Below are 22,413 nucleotides of genomic sequence, written 5' to 3'. Positions count from 1 at the left end.
CAGTTATATAAAATATTAAGGATCGTGCTGAAATGCATTTTCGCGCCATAACCCGCATTGTCGGTCTGCTCGTCATCCTGTTCTCCGGGACCATGATTATTCCCGGCCTGGTGGCGTTGATCTATCGGGATGGTGCCGGCAGCGCTTTTACCCAGACCTTTTTCTTCGCCCTGCTGATTGGCCTGGTGCTTTGGCTGCCGAACCGCCAACAGAAAAACGAGCTTAAGCCCAGGGAAGGTTTTCTGATTGTGGTGTTGTTCTGGACGGTGCTGGGGAGCGTCGGGGCGCTGCCGTTTTTGTTTGCCGATCATCCCGATTTGTCGGTAACCGACGCCTTTTTTGAATCCTTTTCCGCCCTGACCACCACTGGCGCCACCTCTTTGGTGGGGCTTGATAGCCTGCCTAAAGCCATTTTGTTTTACCGCCAGATGCTCCAATGGTTCGGCGGCATGGGGATTATCGTGCTGGCGGTGGCGATTTTGCCTATTCTTGGCGTTGGCGGAATGCAGCTCTATCGCGCCGAAATGCCCGGGCCGCTAAAAGATAACAAAATGCGCCCGCGCATCGCCGAAACCGCAAAAACCTTATGGCTGATTTATCTCACCCTCACCATTGCCTGCGCCCTGGCGCTATGGGGAGCGGGCATGTCGGTGTTCGATGCCATCAGCCACAGTTTTTCCACCATTGCCCTGGGCGGTTTCTCGACCCATGACGCCAGCATCGGCTATTTCAATAGCCCGATGATTAATACTATCGTGGCGGTGTTCCTGCTGATTTCCGGCTGTAATTACGGTTTGCATTTTGCGGTGCTGAGCGGGCACAACCTGCGGGTTTATTGGCGCGATCCGGAATTCAGGATGTACATCACCGTGCAGTTCGCGCTGGTGCTGGTCTGCACCCTGATTTTATGGCGCTATAATGTCTATCAAAGCAGCCTGCAAACCATCAACCAGGCGTTTTTCCAGGTCGTTTCCATGGCCACCACCGCCGGCTTCACTACCGATAGCATCGCCCGCTGGCCTCTATTCTTGCCTATCTTATTATTATGCTCCGCGTTTATCGGCGGCTGCGCCGGCTCTACCGGCGGCGGCCTGAAAGTCATCCGCATCCTGCTGCTTTATCTGCAGGGTTCCCGTGAGCTGAAACGACTGGTTCACCCCAATGCCGTCTATACCATCAAGCTCGGCAACCGGGCGTTACCGGAGCGCATCCTGGAAGCGGTATGGGGATTTTTTTCCGCCTATGTATTAGTCTTTATCGTCAGTATGCTGGCCATTATCGCCACGGGCGTCGATAATTTTTCCGCGTTTGCTGCCGTCACCGCCACGCTGAATAACCTTGGGCCGGGGTTGGGGGTGGTGGCGGAGAATTTTTCGTCGATGAATGCCGCGGCTAAATGGATATTGATTTTGACCATGCTGTTCGGGCGCCTGGAAGTTTTCACCTTATTGGTTCTGTTCACGCCGACCTTCTGGCGCGAGTAACATAGGATGGTTATGCAAACGCTGATTCTTTATTCCAGCCGAGACGGACAAACGCGCAAAATCGCCCGGTCCATTGCCAATCAACTCAGTGACGAGGGTTCGTGCGACGTGGTGGATTTGGGCCAGGCCGGGGAATGTGACCTGCAACGTTACGATCGGGTGCTGATTGGCGCGGCCATCCGCTATGGGCATTTCGCCGCCGAGCTGCATGCCTTTATCAAACGTCATCTCCAGTGGCTCGATACCGTGCCCAGCGCGTTTTTCGCGGTTAACCTGACGGCGCGCAAAGCGGATAAACGCACGCCGGAAACCAATGCCTATACGCGTAAGTTTCTCGCCGCCTCTCCCTGGCGGCCGGATCGCTGCGCGGTGTTTGCCGGCGCGCTGCGCTATCCGCAATATCGCTGGTTCGATCGCATCATGATTCAACTGATCATGCGCATGACCGGCGGCGAGACCGATAGCACCAAAGATGTTGAATATACCGACTGGCATCAGGTTAGCGCCTTTGCCAGGGATTTTGACGCTTTAACCAGCAAAACCGCCGGTAAGTGACGGGGATAGCGTCAGGTTGTCGAAAAAAAAACCGATCAAACGAAAATATGTAATTAGCGCTTGTCACGCCTCATTAATTCCCTATAATGCGCCTCCACTGACCGGGAACAAACGCTAACGCGACGCCGGGTCGGCAAGGGGAAAGCGCTTCGGTGAAGCAAATAAATGCTTGACTCTTCAACGGGAAAGCGTAATATACGCAACCCGCGCCAGGTGAGTTTTACATCACGCTGGCCATGCTCTTTAACAATTTATCAGACAATCTGTGTGGGCACTCACAAGACGGTATCGAAACACAACAATACCAAGTCTTGAAGAGTGACATACGGTAATTCAAAAGATTAACAGTATGACAATCTTTGAGCATCAAGCTTTTAATTGAAGAGTTTGATCATGGCTCAGATTGAACGCTGGCGGCAGGCCTAACACATGCAAGTCGAGCGGCAGCGGGAAGTAGCTTGCTACTTTGCCGGCGAGCGGCGGACGGGTGAGTAATGTCTGGGGATCTGCCTGATGGTGGGGGATAACTACTGGAAACGGTAGCTAATACCGCATAACGTCGCAAGACCAAAGTGGGGGACCTTCGGGCCTCACGCCATCGGATGAACCCAGATGGGATTAGCTAGTAGGTGAGGTAATGGCTCACCTAGGCGACGATCCCTAGCTGGTCTGAGAGGATGACCAGCCACACTGGAACTGAGACACGGTCCAGACTCCTACGGGAGGCAGCAGTGGGGAATATTGCACAATGGGGGAAACCCTGATGCAGCCATGCCGCGTGTGTGAAGAAGGCCTTCGGGTTGTAAAGCACTTTCAGCGAGGAGGAAGGGGTAGGGGTTAATAGCGCCTATCATTGACGTTACTCGCAGAAGAAGCACCGGCTAACTCCGTGCCAGCAGCCGCGGTAATACGGAGGGTGCGAGCGTTAATCGGAATTACTGGGCGTAAAGCGTACGCAGGCGGTCTGTTAAGTCAGATGTGAAATCCCCGGGCTTAACCCGGGAACTGCATTTGAAACTGGCAGGCTAGAGTCTCGTAGAGGGGGGTAGAATTCCAGGTGTAGCGGTGAAATGCGTAGAGATCTGGAGGAATACCGGTGGCGAAGGCGGCCCCCTGGACGAAGACTGACGCTCAGGTACGAAAGCGTGGGGAGCAAACAGGATTAGATACCCTGGTAGTCCACGCTGTAAACGATGTCGATTTGAAGGTTGTGGCCTTGAGCCGTGGCTTTCGGAGCTAACGCGTTAAATCGACCGCCTGGGGAGTACGGCCGCAAGGTTAAAACTCAAATGAATTGACGGGGGCCCGCACAAGCGGTGGAGCATGTGGTTTAATTCGATGCAACGCGAAGAACCTTACCTACTCTTGACATCCAGAGAAGTTTGCAGAGATGCGAATGTGCCTTCGGGAGCTCTGAGACAGGTGCTGCATGGCTGTCGTCAGCTCGTGTTGTGAAATGTTGGGTTAAGTCCCGCAACGAGCGCAACCCTTATCCTTTGTTGCCAGCACGTAATGGTGGGAACTCAAAGGAGACTGCCGGTGACAAACCGGAGGAAGGTGGGGATGACGTCAAGTCATCATGGCCCTTACGAGTAGGGCTACACACGTGCTACAATGGCGCATACAAAGAGAAGCGAACTCGCGAGAGTAAGCGGACCTCACAAAGTGCGTCGTAGTCCGGATTGGAGTCTGCAACTCGACTCCATGAAGTCGGAATCGCTAGTAATCGTGGATCAGAATGCCACGGTGAATACGTTCCCGGGCCTTGTACACACCGCCCGTCACACCATGGGAGTGGGTTGCAAAAGAAGTAGGTAGCTTAACCTTCGGGAGGGCGCTTACCACTTTGTGATTCATGACTGGGGTGAAGTCGTAACAAGGTAACCGTAGGGGAACCTGCGGTTGGATCACCTCCTTACCGAAAGATACCTTATTGTGACGTGTCCACACAGATTGTCTGATAACTGTATTGAGCAACAGAACGTATGGTTTTGTACGTGAGGCGTCGCCTGACAGTAGGAGAGCAACGCGATGCGTTGTTCGGCTAGAAAAGGGTCGCTGATGTGCGCCGTAAGTGTAAGGTGTGGCCTGCAATAGGTGAGCAACGCGATGCGTTGTTCAGCTAGAAAAAGGTCGCTTACTTTCATTAATGAAAGTTTCGCCTTACACGGAAAAGCAACGCGGTGCGTTGCATGCATTTTCCGTGTCCCCTTCGTCTAGTGGCCTAGGACACTGCCCTTTCACGGCGGTAACAGGGGTTCGAACCCCCTAGGGGACGCCAAACCGCCTTACGAACTGTCACCCAGACCATTACTCATTGTCTGATCATTTCAGAGCACATTTACGCGTGAAAACGTGCGAGTATGCTGCGAAATACTGCTCTTTAACAATCCGGAACAAGCTGAAAATTTGAAATACCATGCTGAGCAAAATCAGTATGCGAGTCTCTCAAATAAACACACCTAAACAGGTCATCGTGTCGATGATGGCCGTGTTGAGGAATGAGCGAGAAAGCACCGGCCAAGGCGCCCGGCGCGCAGTCAGCGCAGTGGACTTGATGTCCATGAGCATGACGAGCACCGCGCAACACCGGCAGGGGCCTTTCGCCGCCATTTCGAAGACATCTTAGGGTTGTGAGGTTAAGTGACTAAGCGTACACGGTGGATGCCTAGGCAGTCAGAGGCGATGAAGGACGTGCTAATCCGCGAAATGCGCCGGTGAGCTGATATGAAGCGCTATCAGCCGGCGATGTCCGAATGGGGAAACCCAGTGCAATTCGTTGCACTATCGTTACGTGAATCCATAGCGTATCGAGGCGAACCGAGGGAACTGAAACATCTCAGTACCTTGAGGAAAAGAAATCAACCGAGATTCCCCCAGTAGCGGCGAGCGAACGGGGAACAGCCCAGAGTCACCATCAGCTTTTGCATCAGGAGAACGGTCTGGAAAGTCCGGCAACACAGGGTGATAGCCCCGTATCCGAAGGTGCAATGGCTGTGAGCTCGATGAGTAGGGCGGGACACGTGATATCCTGTCTGAAGATGGGGGGACCATCCTCCAAGGCTAAATACTCCTGACTGACCGATAGTGAACCAGTACCGTGAGGGAAAGGCGAAAAGAACCCCGGCGAGGGGAGTGAAACAGAACCTGAAACCGTGTACGTACAAGCAGTGGGAGCCTTGATTTATCAGGGTGACTGCGTACCTTTTGTATAATGGGTCAGCGACTTATATTCTGTAGCAAGGTTAACCGTTTAGGGGAGCCGTAGGGAAACCGAGTCTTAACTGGGCGTCAAGTTGCAGGGTATAGACCCGAAACCCGGTGATCTAGCCATGGGCAGGTTGAAGGTTGGGTAACACTAACTGGAGGACCGAACCGACTAATGTTGAAAAATTAGCGGATGACTTGTGGCTGGGGGTGAAAGGCCAATCAAACCGGGAGATAGCTGGTTCTCCCCGAAAGCTATTTAGGTAGCGCCTCGTGAATTCATCTTCGGGGGTAGAGCACTGTTTCGGCTAGGGGTCCACCCCGGATTACCAACCCGATGCAAACTGCGAATACCGAAGAATGTTACCACGGGAGACACACGGCGGGTGCTAACGTCCGTCGTGAAGAGGGAAACAACCCAGACCGCCAGCTAAGGTCCCAAAGTCATGGTTAAGTGGGAAACGATGTGGGAAGGCATAGACAGCCAGGATGTTGGCTTAGAAGCAGCCATCATTTAAAGAAAGCGTAATAGCTCACTGGTCGAGTCGGCCTGCGCGGAAGATGTAACGGGGCTAAACCATGCACCGAAGCTGCGGCAGCGGACGTATCACTTAAAATGCTTAAACGCGGGTAATAGACGTCCAGGCAACTATTACAGCGGTAAGACTGAGCGAGCAAGTTCAGGGCAAGGCGCCCGGCGCGCAGAAACCGGAGTGGACTGTCTGTCCATGAGGATTTCGAGCACCGGAGTAACACGGCCGTGAGGTTGCGCAGCCAGGCGTTAAGGTGTTTTAAGGATACGTCCGTTGGGTAGGGGAGCGTTCTGTAAGCCTGCGAAGGTGGCCTGTGAGGGCTGCTGGAGGTATCAGAAGTGCGAATGCTGACATAAGTAACGATAAAGCGGGTGAAAAGCCCGCTCGCCGGAAGACCAAGGGTTCCTGTTCAACGTTAATCGGAGCAGGGTGAGTCGACCCCTAAGGCGAGGCCGAAAGGCGTAGTCGATGGGAAACAGGTTAATATTCCTGTACTGGGTGTGACTGCGAAGGGGGGACGGAGAAAGCTAGGTTCGCCGGGCGACGGTTGTCCCGGTTCAAGCGTGAAGGTGGAAAGAGCAGGTAAATCCGCTCTTTTATTCAACACTGAGGCGTGACGACGAGCCACTACGGTGGTGAAGGAATTGATGCTACGCTTCCAGGAAAAGCCTCTAAGCTCCAGGTCACATCGAATCGTACCCCAAACCGACACAGGTGGTCAGGTAGAGAATACCAAGGCGCTTGAGAGAACTCGGGTGAAGGAACTAGGCAAAATGGTGCCGTAACTTCGGGAGAAGGCACGCTGGCATTAGGTGGAGGGACATGCTCCCCGAGCCGAAGCCAGTCGCAGATACCAGCTGGCTGCAACTGTTTATTAAAAACACAGCACTGTGCAAACACGAAAGTGGACGTATACGGTGTGACGCCTGCCCGGTGCCGGAAGGTTAATTGATGGGGTTAAGCGCAAGCTGAAGCTCTTGATCGAAGCCCCGGTAAACGGCGGCCGTAACTATAACGGTCCTAAGGTAGCGAAATTCCTTGTCGGGTAAGTTCCGACCTGCACGAATGGCGTAATGATGGCCAGGCTGTCTCCACCCGAGACTCAGTGAAATTGAACTCGCTGTGAAGATGCAGTGTACCCGCGGCAAGACGGAAAGACCCCGTGAACCTTTACTATAGCTTGACACTGAACATTGAGCCTTGATGTGTAGGATAGGTGGGAGGCTTTGAAGTGTGGACGCCAGTCTGCATGGAGCCAACCTTGAAATACCACCCTTTAATGTTTGATGTTCTAACTCCGGCCCGTGATCCGGGTCGAGGACAGTGTCTGGTGGGTAGTTTGACTGGGGCGGTCTCCTCCTAAAGAGTAACGGAGGAGCACGAAGGTTAGCTAATCACGGTCGGACATCGTGAGGTTAGTGCAAAGGCATAAGCTAGCTTGACTGTGAGAGTGACGGCTCGAGCAGGTGCGAAAGCAGGTCTTAGTGATCCGGTGGTTCTGAATGGAAGGGCCATCGCTCAACGGATAAAAGGTACTCCGGGGATAACAGGCTGATACCGCCCAAGAGTTCATATCGACGGCGGTGTTTGGCACCTCGATGTCGGCTCATCACATCCTGGGGCTGAAGTAGGTCCCAAGGGTATGGCTGTTCGCCATTTAAAGTGGTACGCGAGCTGGGTTTAGAACGTCGTGAGACAGTTCGGTCCCTATCTGCCGTGGGCGTTGGAAGATTGAGAGGGGCTGCTCCTAGTACGAGAGGACCGGAGTGGACGCACCACTGGTGTTCGGGTTGTCATGCCAATGGCATTGCCCGGTAGCTACGTGCGGAAAAGATAACCGCTGAAAGCATCTAAGCGGGAAACTTGCCTCGAGATGAGTCTTCCCTGTGGCTTTAAGTCACCTGAAGGGACGTTAAAGACGATGACGTTGATAGGTCGGGTGTGTAAGCGCAGCGATGCGTTGAGCTAACCGATACTAATGACCCGTGAGGCTTAACCTTACAACACCTAAGATGTTTAGAGAGACGAAAGAATTTTCAGCTTGTAACGGAAGATATAACCAGCAGCCGGTCGAAACACGGACGGGCTGTCAACAACGCGGAGCGTTGGCCTTGCACAGGGGAAATGACAAAATTGCCGGGAGCAATTTTGTACAGCGCACAGCGCTGGCCCGCAGGGCGAGTCTCAGGATGAGACGAGAAATTTGCCTGGCGGCACTAGCGCGGTGGTCCCACCTGACCCCATGCCGAACTCAGTAGTGAAACGCCGTAGCGCCGATGGTAGTGTGGGGTCTCCCCATGCGAGAGTAGGGAACTGCCAGGCATCCAATTGATAAGCCCTCTGTGAAAACAGAGGGCTTTTTCATCTACTAAACCGACAGCAAAGCCAAACGAAGCACCTGGGCGCTGTGCGATATTAAATCCAACGCCCTATCCCGCTGGCGATAAAACTGCGTCGTCATCATCAAAAACATTTCCGGCGTCGTCCGATCGGCACTGTCGTCGGCACTGTCGGTGAGAATCCGCAAACCGGGAAACGCGCCGCCGCGATAGCTAAGATCATAATGGAAATCATCGGTGGAGCTATAACGCAGACGATGCCATAACGCCAACACTTCCCTGAGCGTGGCCTGCCAGCGGCAGGCATCATCTTGCCACAGCGCGGTCACCTGCTGCAGATCCACCGCCAATGCATCCATGGCATCCAGCAGCGGAGCCAGATCAAACGCGGGATACAACATTGCCTGCAGATCGCGCAGCTCATCACATAACCGATCCCGATAGCGCAGCGGATCCAGCGGCAGCGCCGTCAGGGTCAACAACTCATTTAACCAATACTCATGGATCCGGCAATCACGCCACAGGATCTCCATACTGACTTTATCGTAAGTATCCTCCCCGGTATGCCACCACCAGCCGCCGCCGCTACCGGGCGAAAGAGAATTTTTCTCAAACGGCTCCTCGCGCAAGGCAAAATGCAGCGGCAGCCCGCTGCCCCAAAACGATTGATCGCCGCCTTTACCCAACGGCGTAATCCGCTGCGCGGGCCGCCCCGTAACGTGCTGAACCGCCCGTTGCAGGAAAGTGGTATCTTCAGCGCCGCTGGCATTAACCACTACCTGCAGCGCATCCATGCAGCCGGGAGAATCAACATTAATATGCGCCACGCATTGCGCTCCCAACTGCTGACGATAACGATCGGCATACCAGGTTGAACCGCCGTAACGGGCATTGGAATGTCCCGGCCACCAGGCGACGCGCAAACCGCGTTTCATACCCGATGCCAACTGCTGGAAATGGACGGCCATAGCCAGGCATAACGCATTACCGGTAGCGTTATCGGTGACGCCCTCATGCCAGGAATCATAATGCGAAGAAAGCAAAACGAACTCGGAACTTTTGCCCGGAATATCCACTACCGGCAGGCTACAGGTGGCCACGCCCGTTTCCAGCTCGGTATAGATCCGGGCGATCGGCGCGCCGGAATGCTGGGCGCACAGATCCAGGAGCTGCCGCCCCGCTTGTTGATTAAGCGAAATAACCGGTAAACGGGGATAACGCCGACGATCGTCGGGCACCGGCGTGCCCCAGATTGGCCCGACGGTCTCCTCATGCAGCGCCGGCTCGGCGGAACCCCAGATATGAACCAGACCCCGCGCGCCCGCGGCATCCAGACGCTGGACATAATCTTCAAATCCTTGATCGGCGATCACAATTTTATCCCGCACCTGGGCGGACCATTGCGCCAATTGAATATCCGCGATGACGTCCAGCGAACGCGCATCGTAAAATAACTCCCCTTCGGCACCCTCGGGACAATGGGCCGAAAACGAACGGGTCTTGGCCTCGCAGGACCAGTCCGGATAGCCGGGCAATTGCAAGCCGCCGGACAGCGGATTGCTCAGCAGCAGGGAACATTGTTCCAGCCGCGGCGCCAGACCGTGCCGATATAACAAATCGACGATATAACGCGCGGAATGCTCGGCATCGGCGCTGCCGGATAACCGGTGCAGCCGCGAAAACTGCCGCAGCAGATCGTCCATCAGCGGCAGCAGTTGGTCAGAATCGAGCTCAGTGCGCAGCATTCGCCTGCTCCGGTTGGTGAACCGACAGGTCGATATCGCCAAAATAGTGCTCTTTGATGTTCTCCCAAGTGCCATCCGCTTTGATTTTCGCCAGGCCTTCGTTTAACAACGCTTTGATTTTGTCATCGCCTTTGCGAAAACCATAAGCCGACCCGATGCTGAACAACTTATCGTCGCGTACTTCAGGACCGGCTAGCGTAAAATCCTTCCCCTCGGGTTTGTTCAGGAATCCGAACGTGACCGCCACCGCGGGACTTAATGCGCCATCCAGCCGTCCCGCAGCCAGATCCTGGTAAATCATATCCTGGTCGGCATAGGGCACGATATCGATCCCTTTCGCGGCCCAGAATTGATTGGCGAACATTTCCTGGATGGTCCCCTGCTGCACCGCGATATGTTTGCCTTGCAAAGAGGAAACTTCGGGCAACAGATTGCTGCCCTTGCGAATGACCAGCCGGGTGGGAATGTGATAAACAAAATCGCTGAAATCAATGGCTTTCCTGCGCTTTTCCGTGGCGCCCAGCGGCGAAATCACGTCCACTTTTTTCGCTAACAAAGAAGGAATTTCCGCATCGAAACTGCTGACGACAAACTGGCATTTAACCGACATCGCCTGGCAAACGGCATTGGTAATATCGATCTCAAAGCCGCGCGGCGTACCGTCGGCCTCGCGGTATTGAAATGGCGGGTAGGTCAGGTCGGCGCCAATCCGAATCGTATCATCCGCCGCCTGCGCCGCGGAACAACCGATGGCCAAACCCGCGATCGCCAGTGCCCAGAATTTTTTCATTATTATTTCTCCTGCCGTATTTGAGTGCTGAGCTTCCAGCGTGAAAATTCATCGCGCACCGCATGCAATAACGCATCATCCAGACACAGGTCGACTACCGTCATCGCCAGGCCTTTAGCCGCCAGCACCATACCCTCCAGCCCGGCCGGCGAACGGGCCGCCTCGACAAACTCCGGGGTATGCGGAAAAACATCGCCGATACGGATATAAGGATGGATCGCCGCCGCTATCTGGCTGACATTACCGATATCCGAGGAGCCAATGCCGCCATTCGCCGGCGCCGGAAACACCTCGATGCCCAGTTGCTCCAGATTGCGCTGGAAACCGGCGGCCAGCGCCTGGTTATTAATGCGCTCGGCATAGGTCAATCCCGGTTCGATTTCAAGCCGCGCACCGCTCATATCCGCGGCGCCCTGGGCGGCGGCAAACACCTTCTCCCTGACCAGGGCCAGATCCTTGACCGTGGCGGCCCGCATCAGGAATTTTGCTTCGGCGTAGGCCGGCACGATATTGGCGGCGCTACCGCCGTCGGTAATAATGCCGTGCACCCGCACATCGTCGGTAAAAAACTGGCGCAGCGCGTTAACACCCACAAAAGTATGAATTACCGCATCCAGCGCGCTAATGCCTTTTTGCGGCGCGGAGGCGGCGTGCGACGCTTTGCCAAAAAATTTGAAGATGGCATCCACGCAGGCCAGACCGCCGCGGTTAACCATGGTTTTGTCCCGCGGATGCACCATCATCACCGCATCCACGTTATCGAAAATGCCGCCGTCGGCCAGAATGATTTTACCGCCTCCCTCTTCCTCCGCCGGCGTACCGACTACCAGCAGGCGGCCGTTTAGTTCGGTAAAAGCGGATTTAAGGGCCAGCGCGGCGGTGATGGACGCTGTACCGATCAGGTTATGGCCGCAGCCGTGGCCCAGGCCGGGCAATGCGTCGTACTCCGCAAGCAAGGCTATGGTCGGGCCGGGCCTGCCGCTGTCAAAGGTGGCGCGAAACGCGGTGGCCAAACCGCCGAGGGGCTGCTCGATGTGAAAACCCGCCGCGCGTAAAGGCGCGACCAGGGCGGCGGCGGACTGTATTTCCGCAAAACTGAGTTCGGGATTGGCGTGGATCTGTAGCGCCAGGCGCTTGGATTCAGGCGCCAAATCATCAATGGCATAAATAATTTTATTCTTTTGCTCTAAAATGGTGCGTTGATTCATGCTTTATCCCTATTTTGGTGCCTGTCACCGTGCGGCTAAGGTCCTATATCGCGGCTTACAGGTCAGATATAGAGGATTCCGGCGCGTAATCCCAATTAAGTGTTTTTATAGCCGCTAGGCCGGAACCATAAAATATTTTATAGTGGCTTATCACGACAACCTGGAATAAACGATGAACGAAAAGGATTGGTTGATTATCCGAACGGTTTATCAGCATAAAAATATCACCCGCGCGGCCGGGCATCTCTATACCTCGCAGCCGGCGCTGAGTTATCGCCTGCGGCAAATTGAACGTAAATTGGCGATTAAGCTATTCGATGATGGCGGCAAAGGGCTGGTCTTCAGCGCGCAGGGCGAATATCTGGCCAGCCATGCGGAAAAGATATTGCGCGATTTGCAGCAGTTGAAGATCAATTTGCATACCCTGAACGAACAACAGCAGGGGGAACTGCGTATCGGCGTCTCCAGTAATTATGCCGCCTATCGGCTGCCGGAACTGCTGGCGCGTTTTCGCCAGCAATATCCCGGGGTCAGCCTGCACTTGATCAGCGGTTATAGCGAAGAGATATTCCACCGCCTGCAGCGCGATGAGATTGATTTGGCCCTGGTGAAAGACGACTTTAACTGGAAGGAAGGCAAACAGCTTATCGATGAGGATAACTACTATTTGATAAGCCAGCATGAAGTCGATTTCGGCCTGCTGCCCCATCTACCGCAAATCAAGATACATCACGGCCCGCATATTACCCAGCTTATAGAGCGCTGGTGGAACGCCAACTTTGTCCTTGCGCCGCGCGTGGCCATGACGGTGGATAAGCTGGAGGTCTGCCTGGCGATGGTCAATCATGGCTTGGGATATGCCATTATCTCCAGCTATCTGCCGCTGCCGGAGACGCTTTACCGCTTGCCGATAAGCGTAGACGGCCAGGCGGTTAAAAACAAAACCTGGCTGCTGTATCGGCACGCTTGCGACCACGCTCCCATGGTATTGCCGTTTATCACGATGCTGAACGAGCGCGCCCTGTGGGCCGAGAAGGACTAGTGGTTAAGCAAAATTAACGCTTAAGATGAAACATTTTCAACTAATGGCTGAACACTCGACATCATTCGGTAAAAGCTGTATCTTCAGGCATCTGGATGTCTAAACGTATAAACGTATGCTTTGAGGTTCTAAGGTTATGCCGATTCGGGTTCTTGATGAGTTGCCAGCTGTAGATTTTTTGCGTAATGAAAATGTCTTTGTCATGACATCTTCCCGCGCCCGCACCCAGGAAATTCGGCCATTAAAGGTGCTGATACTCAACCTGATGCCCAAAAAAATCGAAACGGAAAATCAATTTCTGCGGCTGCTGTCCAATTCCCCGCTGCAAATTGATATCCAACTGCTGCGTATTGATAATCATGAATCGAAGAATACCCCGGCGGAACATCTCAATACGTTTTATTGCGATTTTGAAGATATTCAAAACGAAAATTACGATGGGCTGGTGGTTACCGGCGCGCCGTTGGGCCTGGTGGATTTCCGGGATGTGATTTTCTGGCCGCAGATCGATCGCGTATTGCAATGGGCCAAGGGCCACGTGACGTCAACGCTGTTTGTTTGTTGGGCGGTACAAGCCGCGCTGAATATTCTGTACGATATTCCCAAAATGACCCGCAGGGACAAGCTGGCGGGCGTGTTCCAGCATCAAACCCTAAAACCCCATGCCTTGCTGACCCGCGGCTTTGATGAAACCTTCCTGGCGCCCCATTCCCGTTATGCGGATTTCCCGACGCAGATTATTCGCCAGCATACCGATCTGGAAATCCTGGCGGAGTCCGAACAAACCGGCGCCTACCTGTTCGCCAGCCCGGATAAACGCCTGGCCTTCGTGACCGGCCACCCCGAATACGACGCGCTGACGTTGGCCAGCGAATATCATCGCGATCTGGCCAGCGGCCTTAATCCCGCCATACCGGCGAATTATTTTCCCAACGACAATCCCGATCTGCCCCCCAAAGCCAGCTGGCGCAGTCACGGGCACCTATTGTTCGCCAATTGGCTTAACTATTACGTGTACCAGATTACGCCATTTGATTTGAAGAAAATGAATCCGACCCTGGATTAAACGCCGGCGGTCAGGGGATGATTGGCCGGGCCGCGGCGCGCTACTCTATGTCAGCGCGCCGCGGCGTAGCGCTCAGGTAAATGGCGCCAGGTTAGAAGGTAATGCAGCTGGCGCCCTGTTCGGCGCCGGACAGCTGGCTGCGCAGGGCGCCGAACAGCTCCCGGCCGCAGCCGATATGCTCGGCGCTTAAATCGGGCTGTGCAACCACCCGCTGCGCCAGTTCGGCGTCGTCCACCAGCAACGATAATTCACCGGTCACCCCATTAACGCGCACCCTATCGCCGGTACGCATTTTGGCCATTAAGCCGCCGTTGTAGGCTTCGGGCGTAACGTGGATCGCCGAAGGCACTTTACCCGACGCGCCGGAAAGGCGTCCGTCGGTCACCAGGGCAACTTTATATCCCCGATCCAGCAACACGCCCAGCGGCGGCATCAATTTATGCAGCTCCGGCATGCCGTTGGCGCGCGGGCCTTGATAACGCACTACGATGATGCAATCTTTGTTCAGCTCGCCGGCGTCAAAAGCCGGCCCCACGTCATGCTGGCTTTCAAATACCACCGCCGGCGCTTCGATAACCTGATTGGCTATGGGCACCGCGGACGTTTTCATAACCGCCCGGCCCAGGTTGCCGTCCAGCACCTTGGTTCCGCCGTGGTGTTCGAACGGGTTTTCAAGGCTGGAAATGACTTTCGGGTCGAGGGAGATTTCGGTACTTTCGCGCCAGGCGAGCTTACCCTCGTCCAGCCAGGGTTCCATGGTGTAGCGGCTTAAGCCGAAACCGGCGACGGTATTGACTTCTTCATTGAGCAAGCCGCCTTTCAGCAGTTCACGGATTACCAACTGCACGCCGCCCGCATCGTGGAATTGGTTGATATCCGCCGGACCATTGGGGTAAATGCGCGACAGCAAGGGGACCGCGTCGGACAATTCGGAGAAATCATCCCAATTGATGATAATGCCCGCGGCGCGGGCCATGGCCACGAGGTGCATGGTATGGTTGGTCGAACCGCCGGTGGTCAGTAACGCGATAATGCCGTTGACGATGACTTTCTCATCCACCAATTGGCCGATGGGCAGGTAATTACCGCTATTTTCCGTCAGGCGGGTGACCTGGATGGCGGCGGCGTCGGTCAGCGCATCGCGCAGCGGCGTATTCGGCTGGATAAACGACGAGCCGGGCAAATGCAGGCCCATCATTTCCATCACCATCTGGTTGGAATTGGCGGTGCCGTAAAACGTACAGGTGCCGGCGCTATGATAAGACGCCGCTTCCGCTTCCAGCATGCCTTCGCGGTCCAGCTTGCCTTCGGCATACAGCTGGCGGACGCGGACTTTCTCTTTGTTCGGCAGGCCGCTGGGCATTGGGCCGGCGGGAACAAACACCGCGGGCAGGTGGCCGAAGGATAACGCCGCCATGACCAGCCCCGGGACGATTTTATCGCATATGCCCAGATATAAAGCGCCGTCGAACATATTATGCGACAGGCCAATCGCCGCCGACATCGCGATGATCTCGCGGCTCATCAGCGACAGCTCCATGCCGTCCTGGCCCTGGGTCACGCCATCGCACATGGCCGGCACCCCTGCGGCCACCTGGCCCACCGCGCCAACGCCGTGCAGCGCGTTTTTCAGGCGTTCGGGATAGTGCTCGTAAGGCTGGTGGGCGGAGAGCATATCATTATAGGAGTTGATAATGGCGATATCATTGCGGGTCATGCTTTTCAGCGCCGCTTTATCCGCAGGCTGGCAGGCGGCGAAGCCGTGGGCCAGGTTGCCGCAGGCCAACTGCGAGCGGTGCACCGTTTTTGACCGCGCGGCGTCAATACGCGCCAAATAAGCAGTGCGGGTGGGTTTGGAACGTTCGATGACGCGTTGCGTCACACGGGCTACGGTAGGATTCATCATTGCCTCACTTAAGTTTGAACGGTTCAAAACGGTCCATGCCTGGGCGGGACTGCATTGAACTGCGGAATTTGGTGACCTGGCCGCCGGGCAAGCCGCTGAGGCGCTTTTATTATAAAAATGTATAGGTAGCGAAGCAGCCCGGAGGTCGTCATGCCAATGGGGCACCGGCAGCGCGCCGGGAAACCACAGAGTTATATCCGCGCCATCATGGCGGGTGAAAATAATAAGTTGAATCGTTTCAGCTATTATAGTCCGAAATGGCCGGACACGCCTGGCATCGCCCCGGCCGGGTATTGCGCCGGCTGGGCGATGGGCCATTTCTTCAAGCCATCGGCCGGCAGGCGCGCCTGCTTACCCGCTGATTTCAGCCGGCTTGCTGGTCGCTATAATTCTTGATGTAGTTGACGGTATCGGCGATCACCTGTTCCACCGGCTGATCGATATTGATTACGGCGACGTCTGTTTCATCCGCACCGGGTTCTTCCAGGGTCTCGAACTGGGTGACCAGCATCTGGCTCTTGAAAAAGTGGCCTTTGCGGGCTTTCATGCGCGCCTCGATCACTTCGAAATCGCCTTTAAGATAAATAAAGGAAAGATTGTCGTTACCTTTACGCAGGCGGTCGCGGTAATGTTTTTTCAGCGCCGAGCAGACGATAATGGATATGGCATTGGTGCGCTGCATGGCAAACGCCGCATCGTTAATTGCCGCCAGCCAGGGCGCGCGATCGTCGTCATTCAGGGCGTGTCCTGCCGACATCTTGTCGATATTGGCGCGCGGATGCAGGAAATCGCCGTCAAGAAACGCGGCCGAAAGCTCACGGGCCAGGGCACTGGCCACCACGGACTTGCCGCTGCCTGAAACGCCCATTAAAACGAAGATATGGTTTGGTGTAGTTGTCATCGTAAGGCTCCGTGGCCAGGTAATAAGTTCATTGATGTTACCGGTAACATTATGCGGGTTTTTATGGAGGTTTCCACTGGCATCGCCGTTTTTTCATGCTAATTGTGATCCAGTTCAAGAAAACAAATGTAGCGCGAAACATTTTTCTTACATTTAAGCGTTTGTTTAGCAGTGCGCGCGGCGAGCTGAAAAAGTCTCATGAGACCCCGCCGTCGTTCACGCTTAACTTATGCTAGGATGTTCTGCCTATTTTGGCGTAATACACTTTTTTTTCGGCGGTGGATGGGGTAATGGTGAACAATCGAGTTGACGGGCTGCGCCGGCAGTTGGCACAGCGCATTTTGGTGCTGGACGGCGGCATGGGCACCATGATTCAAAGTTACCGGTTAGAGGAAGCTGACTACCGGGGCGCGCGCTTTGCCGATTGGCAAAGCGATTTGAAGGGTAATAACGACCTGCTGGTGCTCAGCAAGCCCGAGGTGATTTCGGCCATTCACTCCGACTATCTGGCGGCCGGCGCCGATATTCTGGAAACCAATACGTTCAACTCCACCGCTATTGCCATGGCCGATTACCATATGGAGTCGTTGGTCGGCGAGCTTAACTTCGCGGCCGCCCGCCTGGCGCGGCAATGCGCCGATGAATGGAGCGCGCGAACCCCCGATAAACCGCGCTATGTGGCGGGCGTATTGGGCCCCACCAACCGCACCGCATCCATATCGCCGGACGTTAACGATCCGGCGTTCCGCAATGTCAGTTTCGATGAGCTGGTCGGCGCTTACCGGGAATCGATCCATGCGCTGGTGGAAGGCGGGGTGGATCTGATCATGGTGGAAACCATTTTCGATACCCTGAACGCCAAGGCCGCCATTTTTGCCATTGAAACCGAATTCGAAGCCATGGGCGTCGAACTGCCGGTGATGATTTCCGGCACTATTACCGATGCGTCGGGGCGTACCCTGTCCGGCCAGACCACCGAAGCGTTTTATAATTCGCTGCGGCATGTAAAACCGCTGTCGTTTGGTTTGAACTGCGCGCTGGGGCCCGATGAGCTGCGCCAGTATGTGGCCGAACTATCGCGCATCTCCGATTGCTATGTCAGCGCCCATCCCAACGCCGGCTTGCCCAACGCTTTTGGCGAATACGATCTCGGCCCGGACGAAATGGCTGGACATATCAAGGAGTGGGCGAGTTCCGGCTATCTGAACATCGTGGGCGGCTGCTGCGGCACCACGCCGCAGCATATCGCCGCCATGGCGCGGGCGATTGAAGGCATAGCGCCGCGCGTACTGCCCGACCGGCCCATAGCGTGCCGCCTGGCGGGGCTTGAACCGCTGAATATTGATAAAGACACCCTGTTCGTCAATGTGGGCGAACGCACCAACGTTACCGGTTCGGCCCGCTTCAAGCGGCTGATTAAAGAAGAAAAATATAATGAAGCGCTGGCCGTGGCGCTGCAGCAGGTGGAAAGCGGCGCGCAGGTCATTGATATCAATATGGACGAAGGCATGCTGGATTCGCAGGCCGCCATGGTGCGCTTCCTGAATCTGATTGCCGGGGAACCGGATATCTCCCGGGTGCCGATTATGATCGATTCGTCCAAATGGGACGTGATCGAAGCGGGACTGAAGTGCATCCAGGGCAAAGGCATCGTCAACTCCATTTCCATGAAAGAAGGGGAAGCGGCCTTTATCCATCATGCCCGCCTGGTGCGCCGTTACGGCGCCGCGGTGGTGGTCATGGCCTTTGATGAAGAGGGGCAGGCGGATACGCGGCAGCGCAAGATAGAAATTTGTCGCCGGGCCTACCGTATCCTGACCGAGACCGTGGGCTTTCCGCCGGAAGACATTATTTTCGACCCCAATATCTTTGCCGTGGCGACCGGCATCGATGAACATAATAACTATGCCCAGGACTTTATCGGCGCTTGCGCCGATATCAAGGCGGAACTGCCCCATGCGCTGATTTCCGGCGGCGTGTCCAATGTGTCGTTTTCATTTCGCGGCAATGACGCGGTACGTGAGGCTATCCATGCGGTGTTCCTTTATTATGCCATCCAAAACGGCATGGATATGGGAATTGTCAACGCCGGGCAACTGGCTATCTATGACGACCTGTCCGATGAGTTGCGGGAGGCGGTGGAGGACGTGGTGCTTAACCGCCGTTCCGACAGCACCGAGCGGTTATTGGATCTGGCGGAAAAATACCGCGTCGGCAAAAACGACGACAATACTTTGCAGCAGCAGGCCGAGTGGCGCGGCTACCCGGTGAACAAGCGTCTGGAATATGCGCTGATTAAAGGGATTACCGAATTTATCGAGGCGGATACCGAAGAAGCCCGGCAACAGGCGGAGCGGCCGATTGAGGTAATCGAAGGGCCGTTGATGGCCGGCATGAACGTAGTGGGCGACCTGTTCGGCGCCGGTAAAATGTTCCTGCCGCAGGTAGTCAAATCAGCGCGGGTAATGAAGCAGGCGGTGGCTTACCTGGAGCCGTTTATCCAGGCCGGCAAAGAGCAGAAAAAAGCGGCGGGAAAGATCCTGCTGGCAACGGTGAAAGGCGATGTCCACGATATCGGTAAAAATATCGTTGGCGTGGTGCTGCAGTGCAATAACTATGAAATCATCGATCTGGGCGTGATGGTGTCCATGGATAAAATCCTGAAGTCCGCCCGCGAACTCAAGGTGGATATTATCGGCCTGTCCGGACTAATCACCCCGTCCCTGGATGAAATGGTCAACGTGGCCAAAGAGATGGAGCGCCAGGGCTTTACCCTGCCGCTGCTGATTGGCGGCGCCACCACCTCCAAGGCGCATACCGCGGTGAAGATCGAGAAAAATTACAGCGGCCCCACGGTCTATGTGCAAAACGCCTCGCGCAGCGTGGGGGTGGTATCGGCGCTACTATCGGATGAGCAGCGCGATGACTTTGTGCTGCGTATCCGTAAAGAGTACGACACCGTGCGTATCCAGCATGGCCGGAAAAAACCCCGCACCCCGCCGGTCAGCCTGCAAGTCGCCCGCGATAACGACAGCGCCATGGATTGGGCGGGATATACCCCGCCGGTAGCCCACCGCCTGGGCATTCAGTCCGTCACGGCCTCTATCGAGACGCTGCGCAACTATATCGACTGGACGCCGTTTTTCATGACCTGGTCGCTGGCCGGGAAATACCCGCGCATCCTGGAAGACGAGGTGGTTGGCGAAGAGGCGCGGCGATTGTTTGATGACGCCAATGCCCTGCTGGATCAATTATCCGCCGGGAAACTGCTGAATCCCCGCGGAGTGGTGGGGATTTTCCCGGCCAACCGGGTGGGCGACGATATCGAAATCTACCGCGATGAAAGCCGGCGCGAGGTCCTGGTCGTCAGCCATCATTTACGCCAGCAGACGGAAAAAAGCGATTTCGCCAATTATTGCCTGGCGGATTTCGTGGCGCCCAAATCCAGCGGGAAAGCGGATTACCTCGGCGCGTTTGCCGTCACCGGCGGTCTGGAGGAAGATGCGCTGGCGGCGGGTTATGACGCCCAACAGGACGATTATAATAAAATCATGGTCAAGGCCCTATCCGACCGTCTGGCCGAGGCTTTTGCCGAATATCTCCATGAGCGGGTGCGTAAAGTTTATTGGGGCTATGCGCCTAACGAAAATCTCAGTAACGAAGAGCTCATCCGGGAAAATTACCAGGGGATTCGCCCGGCCCCGGGTTATCCCGCCTGTCCGGATCATACTGAGAAAGCGGCCATCTGGCAGTTACTCAATGTCGATGAGAACGCCGGCATGCGTCTGACCGAATCCTATGCGATGTGGCCGGGCGCGTCGGTATCAGGCTGGTATTTCAGCCATCCCGACAGCAAATATTACGCGGTGGCGCAAATCCAGCGGGATCAGGTCGAGGACTACGCCGCGCGTAAAAATATGCCGGTGGCGGAAATCGAACGCTGGCTGGCGCCGAACTTGGGTTACGACGCGGATTAACAATCGGCGGTCGTGATAATGCATAAGGCAACCCGATAGGGTTGCCTTTTTTACTTTCATAAATAAGTAATGCGATGCTAATCAATTATTCCCAATAATATATTTCTGTATCCCAATGTGACGAATCGTTTAGATTTAGTCATACTCGAACTTGGCAATATTAAAAGTGCCTTTTTTGTATAATGAGTTATTTGTCTTTACCTATCTCCAGAGATAACGGAATAAAGCCGTTTACCTATAAGCAGCAGAGGACGACCTTATGTTCGCTACGAATCAGCAAGGTGTCATGGATAAACAAGATAAAATTGATTATCTGCGTAAAATTGATGAACAATATATGTCCTGGGGCGACACGGTTCATTATCAGTCGCGCCCTATTATCGCTCAAAGCTGTCGCGGTGAAACGGTTATCGATATAAATCAGCATATTTATATTGATACTCAGATGTGGCATTCAAGTTGTAATTTTGGTTATCGCAATCCTGAAATCGAGCAGGCGATGAATCGTCAAATGTGCAGTCTACCCCAGGTGAGTGGCGATTTCCTGCATGAGGAAAAGTTGCTGTTAGCCAAACAAATTTGTGACGCTGTCTATGAACGAACCGGCTTGAAAGGACGCGTGTCGTTTAACGTTGGCGGCTCCATGGTGGTGGAAGATGCGCTGAAAATCGTACGCAAAAATACCCGCCGTAACCGTGTCGCTTCAATGATGGGGGCCTACCATGGCCGTTCGCTCACGGTATCGGGCCTATCAAGCAGCCACCGCTACCGTCAGTACTTTGGTGAATGTGCCGACCGGGCCATCATGTATCCCTTTGCCCATTGCAGCCAATGCTATTATGAAAAAAACCGGGAAGACTGTAACGATTATTGCGCCAGGATGATCGCCAAATCCCTGGATACGGATTTTTATGGCGTCGCCAGCGACGACAGTAATGAAATCGGCGCCTTTTTTCTAGAGCTTTGCCAGGGGCGGGGTTATACCATACCACCCAGAAATTTCTTTAAAAAATTTGTTCCCGAGATGCAAAGGCGCGGCATATTAATTGTCGATGATGAAATCCAGATCGGCATGTATCGGACCGGGAAATTATTTGCTTTTGAACACTATGAGATCGTCCCGGATATTATCACGTTAAGTAAATCTTTCACTAATGGTTTAAGTCCGCTAAGCGCCGTTTGGGCGCGGGAGGAACTGGTGAGTAGGGAAATTTTTACCCCGGGTCATGCCCACAGTAATTTTGCCAATCATTCACTGGGCACGGCTGCGGCATTACAAACCTGGCGATATATGATGAGCCGGGATTACGAAAGCCAGTTGCCTGTCAAGTCTGAGTATTATTTGCAAGGTTTACAGCGGCTAAAAATGAAATATCCTTTTATCCATCAGGTGGACGGATTGGGTATGTTATTTAATATGACATTTACCGATAATCAGGGACGCCCCTGGAAAAATGCAGGAAAACGCGCCGTCACCCTGGCACAGGATAATGACTATGCCTACCACGGTGAAATCTTCCGGCTCATTCTTAATAGCGGCGGATATTACAATGAAGGATTGAAGCTGGCACCCTATTTGGATATTACGATTGCGCAAATCGACCGTACCATGGCGCTGTTAGATCAGGTGCTGGCCAGACTGTCAGAGAGCGGGGTTTGA

The 22,413-nt window shown here is 54.6% G+C and carries 11 protein-coding genes, 1 tRNA gene and 3 rRNA genes; 10 read left to right on the top strand and 5 right to left on the bottom strand.

Annotation, left to right across the window (positions count from 1 at the left end; all coding sequences use genetic code 11):
* The first annotated feature begins 32 nt into the window (after window positions 1-32).
* The 6 genes from trkH (at window position 33) to rrf (ending at window position 8,101) form a co-directional block, all read left to right on the top strand.
* Window positions 33-1,484, top strand: coding sequence for a Trk system potassium transporter TrkH (trkH, locus tag ACL2XP_RS25255; RefSeq protein WP_413736173.1), 1,452 nt, complete (start codon window positions 33-35; stop codon window positions 1,482-1,484).
* A 12-nt stretch (window positions 1,485-1,496) separates the two neighbouring features.
* Window positions 1,497-2,039, top strand: coding sequence for a menaquinone-dependent protoporphyrinogen IX dehydrogenase (gene hemG / locus ACL2XP_RS25250; RefSeq protein ID WP_413736172.1), 543 nt, complete (start codon window positions 1,497-1,499; stop codon window positions 2,037-2,039).
* A 375-nt stretch (window positions 2,040-2,414) separates the two neighbouring features.
* Window positions 2,415-3,957, top strand: a 16S ribosomal RNA gene (locus tag ACL2XP_RS25245).
* A 287-nt stretch (window positions 3,958-4,244) separates the two neighbouring features.
* Window positions 4,245-4,320 (top strand) — tRNA-Glu (locus tag ACL2XP_RS25240).
* 356 nt (window positions 4,321-4,676) lie between these two features.
* Window positions 4,677-7,779, top strand: a 23S ribosomal RNA gene (locus ACL2XP_RS25235).
* 206 nt (window positions 7,780-7,985) lie between these two features.
* Window positions 7,986-8,101 (top strand): 5S ribosomal RNA (rrf, locus tag ACL2XP_RS25230).
* The 16S, 23S and 5S rRNA genes sit together here with 1 tRNA gene alongside, the layout of an rRNA operon.
* A gap of 46 nt (window positions 8,102-8,147) precedes the next feature.
* Here rrf and ACL2XP_RS25225 read toward each other — a convergent pair.
* From ACL2XP_RS25225 to ACL2XP_RS25215, 3 genes are read right to left on the bottom strand one after another with little or no spacing between them, the layout of a single operon-like run.
* A complete protein-coding gene (locus tag ACL2XP_RS25225) occupies window positions 8,148-9,863 on the bottom strand; it encodes a M28 family metallopeptidase (RefSeq protein ID WP_413736171.1) in 1,716 nt (571 codons plus the stop codon).
* A complete protein-coding gene (locus ACL2XP_RS25220) occupies window positions 9,850-10,656 on the bottom strand; it encodes a transporter substrate-binding domain-containing protein (protein WP_413739292.1) in 807 nt (268 codons plus the stop codon). The genes ACL2XP_RS25225 and ACL2XP_RS25220 overlap by 14 nt, the downstream gene beginning before the upstream one ends.
* A complete protein-coding gene (locus tag ACL2XP_RS25215) occupies window positions 10,656-11,861 on the bottom strand; it encodes a M20 family metallopeptidase (protein WP_413736170.1) in 1,206 nt (401 codons plus the stop codon). The genes ACL2XP_RS25220 and ACL2XP_RS25215 overlap by 1 nt, the downstream gene beginning before the upstream one ends.
* A 172-nt stretch (window positions 11,862-12,033) precedes the next feature.
* On the opposite strand from ACL2XP_RS25215, the gene ACL2XP_RS25210 reads away from it, so the two are divergent.
* Window positions 12,034-12,903 carry a LysR family transcriptional regulator gene (locus ACL2XP_RS25210; protein WP_413736169.1) on the top strand — a complete coding sequence of 290 codons (870 nt, stop codon included), beginning with the start codon at window positions 12,034-12,036 and terminating at the stop codon, window positions 12,901-12,903.
* Between the two features lie 136 nt (window positions 12,904-13,039).
* Window positions 13,040-13,969, top strand: coding sequence for a homoserine O-succinyltransferase MetA (metA, locus tag ACL2XP_RS25205; protein WP_413736168.1), 930 nt, complete (start codon window positions 13,040-13,042; stop codon window positions 13,967-13,969).
* Between the two features lie 91 nt (window positions 13,970-14,060).
* On the opposite strand, the gene edd is transcribed toward metA, so the two are convergent.
* Both edd and gntK read right to left on the bottom strand, forming a co-directional pair.
* Window positions 14,061-15,875, bottom strand: coding sequence for a phosphogluconate dehydratase (gene edd / locus ACL2XP_RS25200; protein WP_413736167.1), 1,815 nt, complete (start codon window positions 15,873-15,875; stop codon window positions 14,061-14,063).
* Window positions 15,876-16,239: 364 nt separating this feature from the next.
* Window positions 16,240-16,776, bottom strand: coding sequence for a gluconokinase (gntK, locus tag ACL2XP_RS25195; protein ID WP_413736166.1), 537 nt, complete (start codon window positions 16,774-16,776; stop codon window positions 16,240-16,242).
* A gap of 290 nt (window positions 16,777-17,066) precedes the next feature.
* On the opposite strand from gntK, the gene metH reads away from it, so the two are divergent.
* On the top strand, window positions 17,067-20,753 hold the full coding sequence (metH, locus tag ACL2XP_RS25190) for a methionine synthase (protein WP_413736165.1): 3,687 nt from the start codon (window positions 17,067-17,069) through the stop codon (window positions 20,751-20,753).
* A gap of 259 nt (window positions 20,754-21,012) precedes the next feature.
* A complete protein-coding gene (locus ACL2XP_RS25185; protein WP_413736164.1) occupies window positions 21,013-22,413 on the top strand; it encodes an aspartate aminotransferase family protein in 1,401 nt (466 codons plus the stop codon).

The sequence above is a fragment of the Sodalis sp. RH21 genome, from assembly GCF_047324175.1.
Taxonomy (GTDB): domain Bacteria; phylum Pseudomonadota; class Gammaproteobacteria; order Enterobacterales; family Enterobacteriaceae; genus Acerihabitans.
The sequence above is the reverse complement of the archived record's forward strand: the minus strand, read 5'-3'. Positions and strand labels throughout refer to the sequence as shown.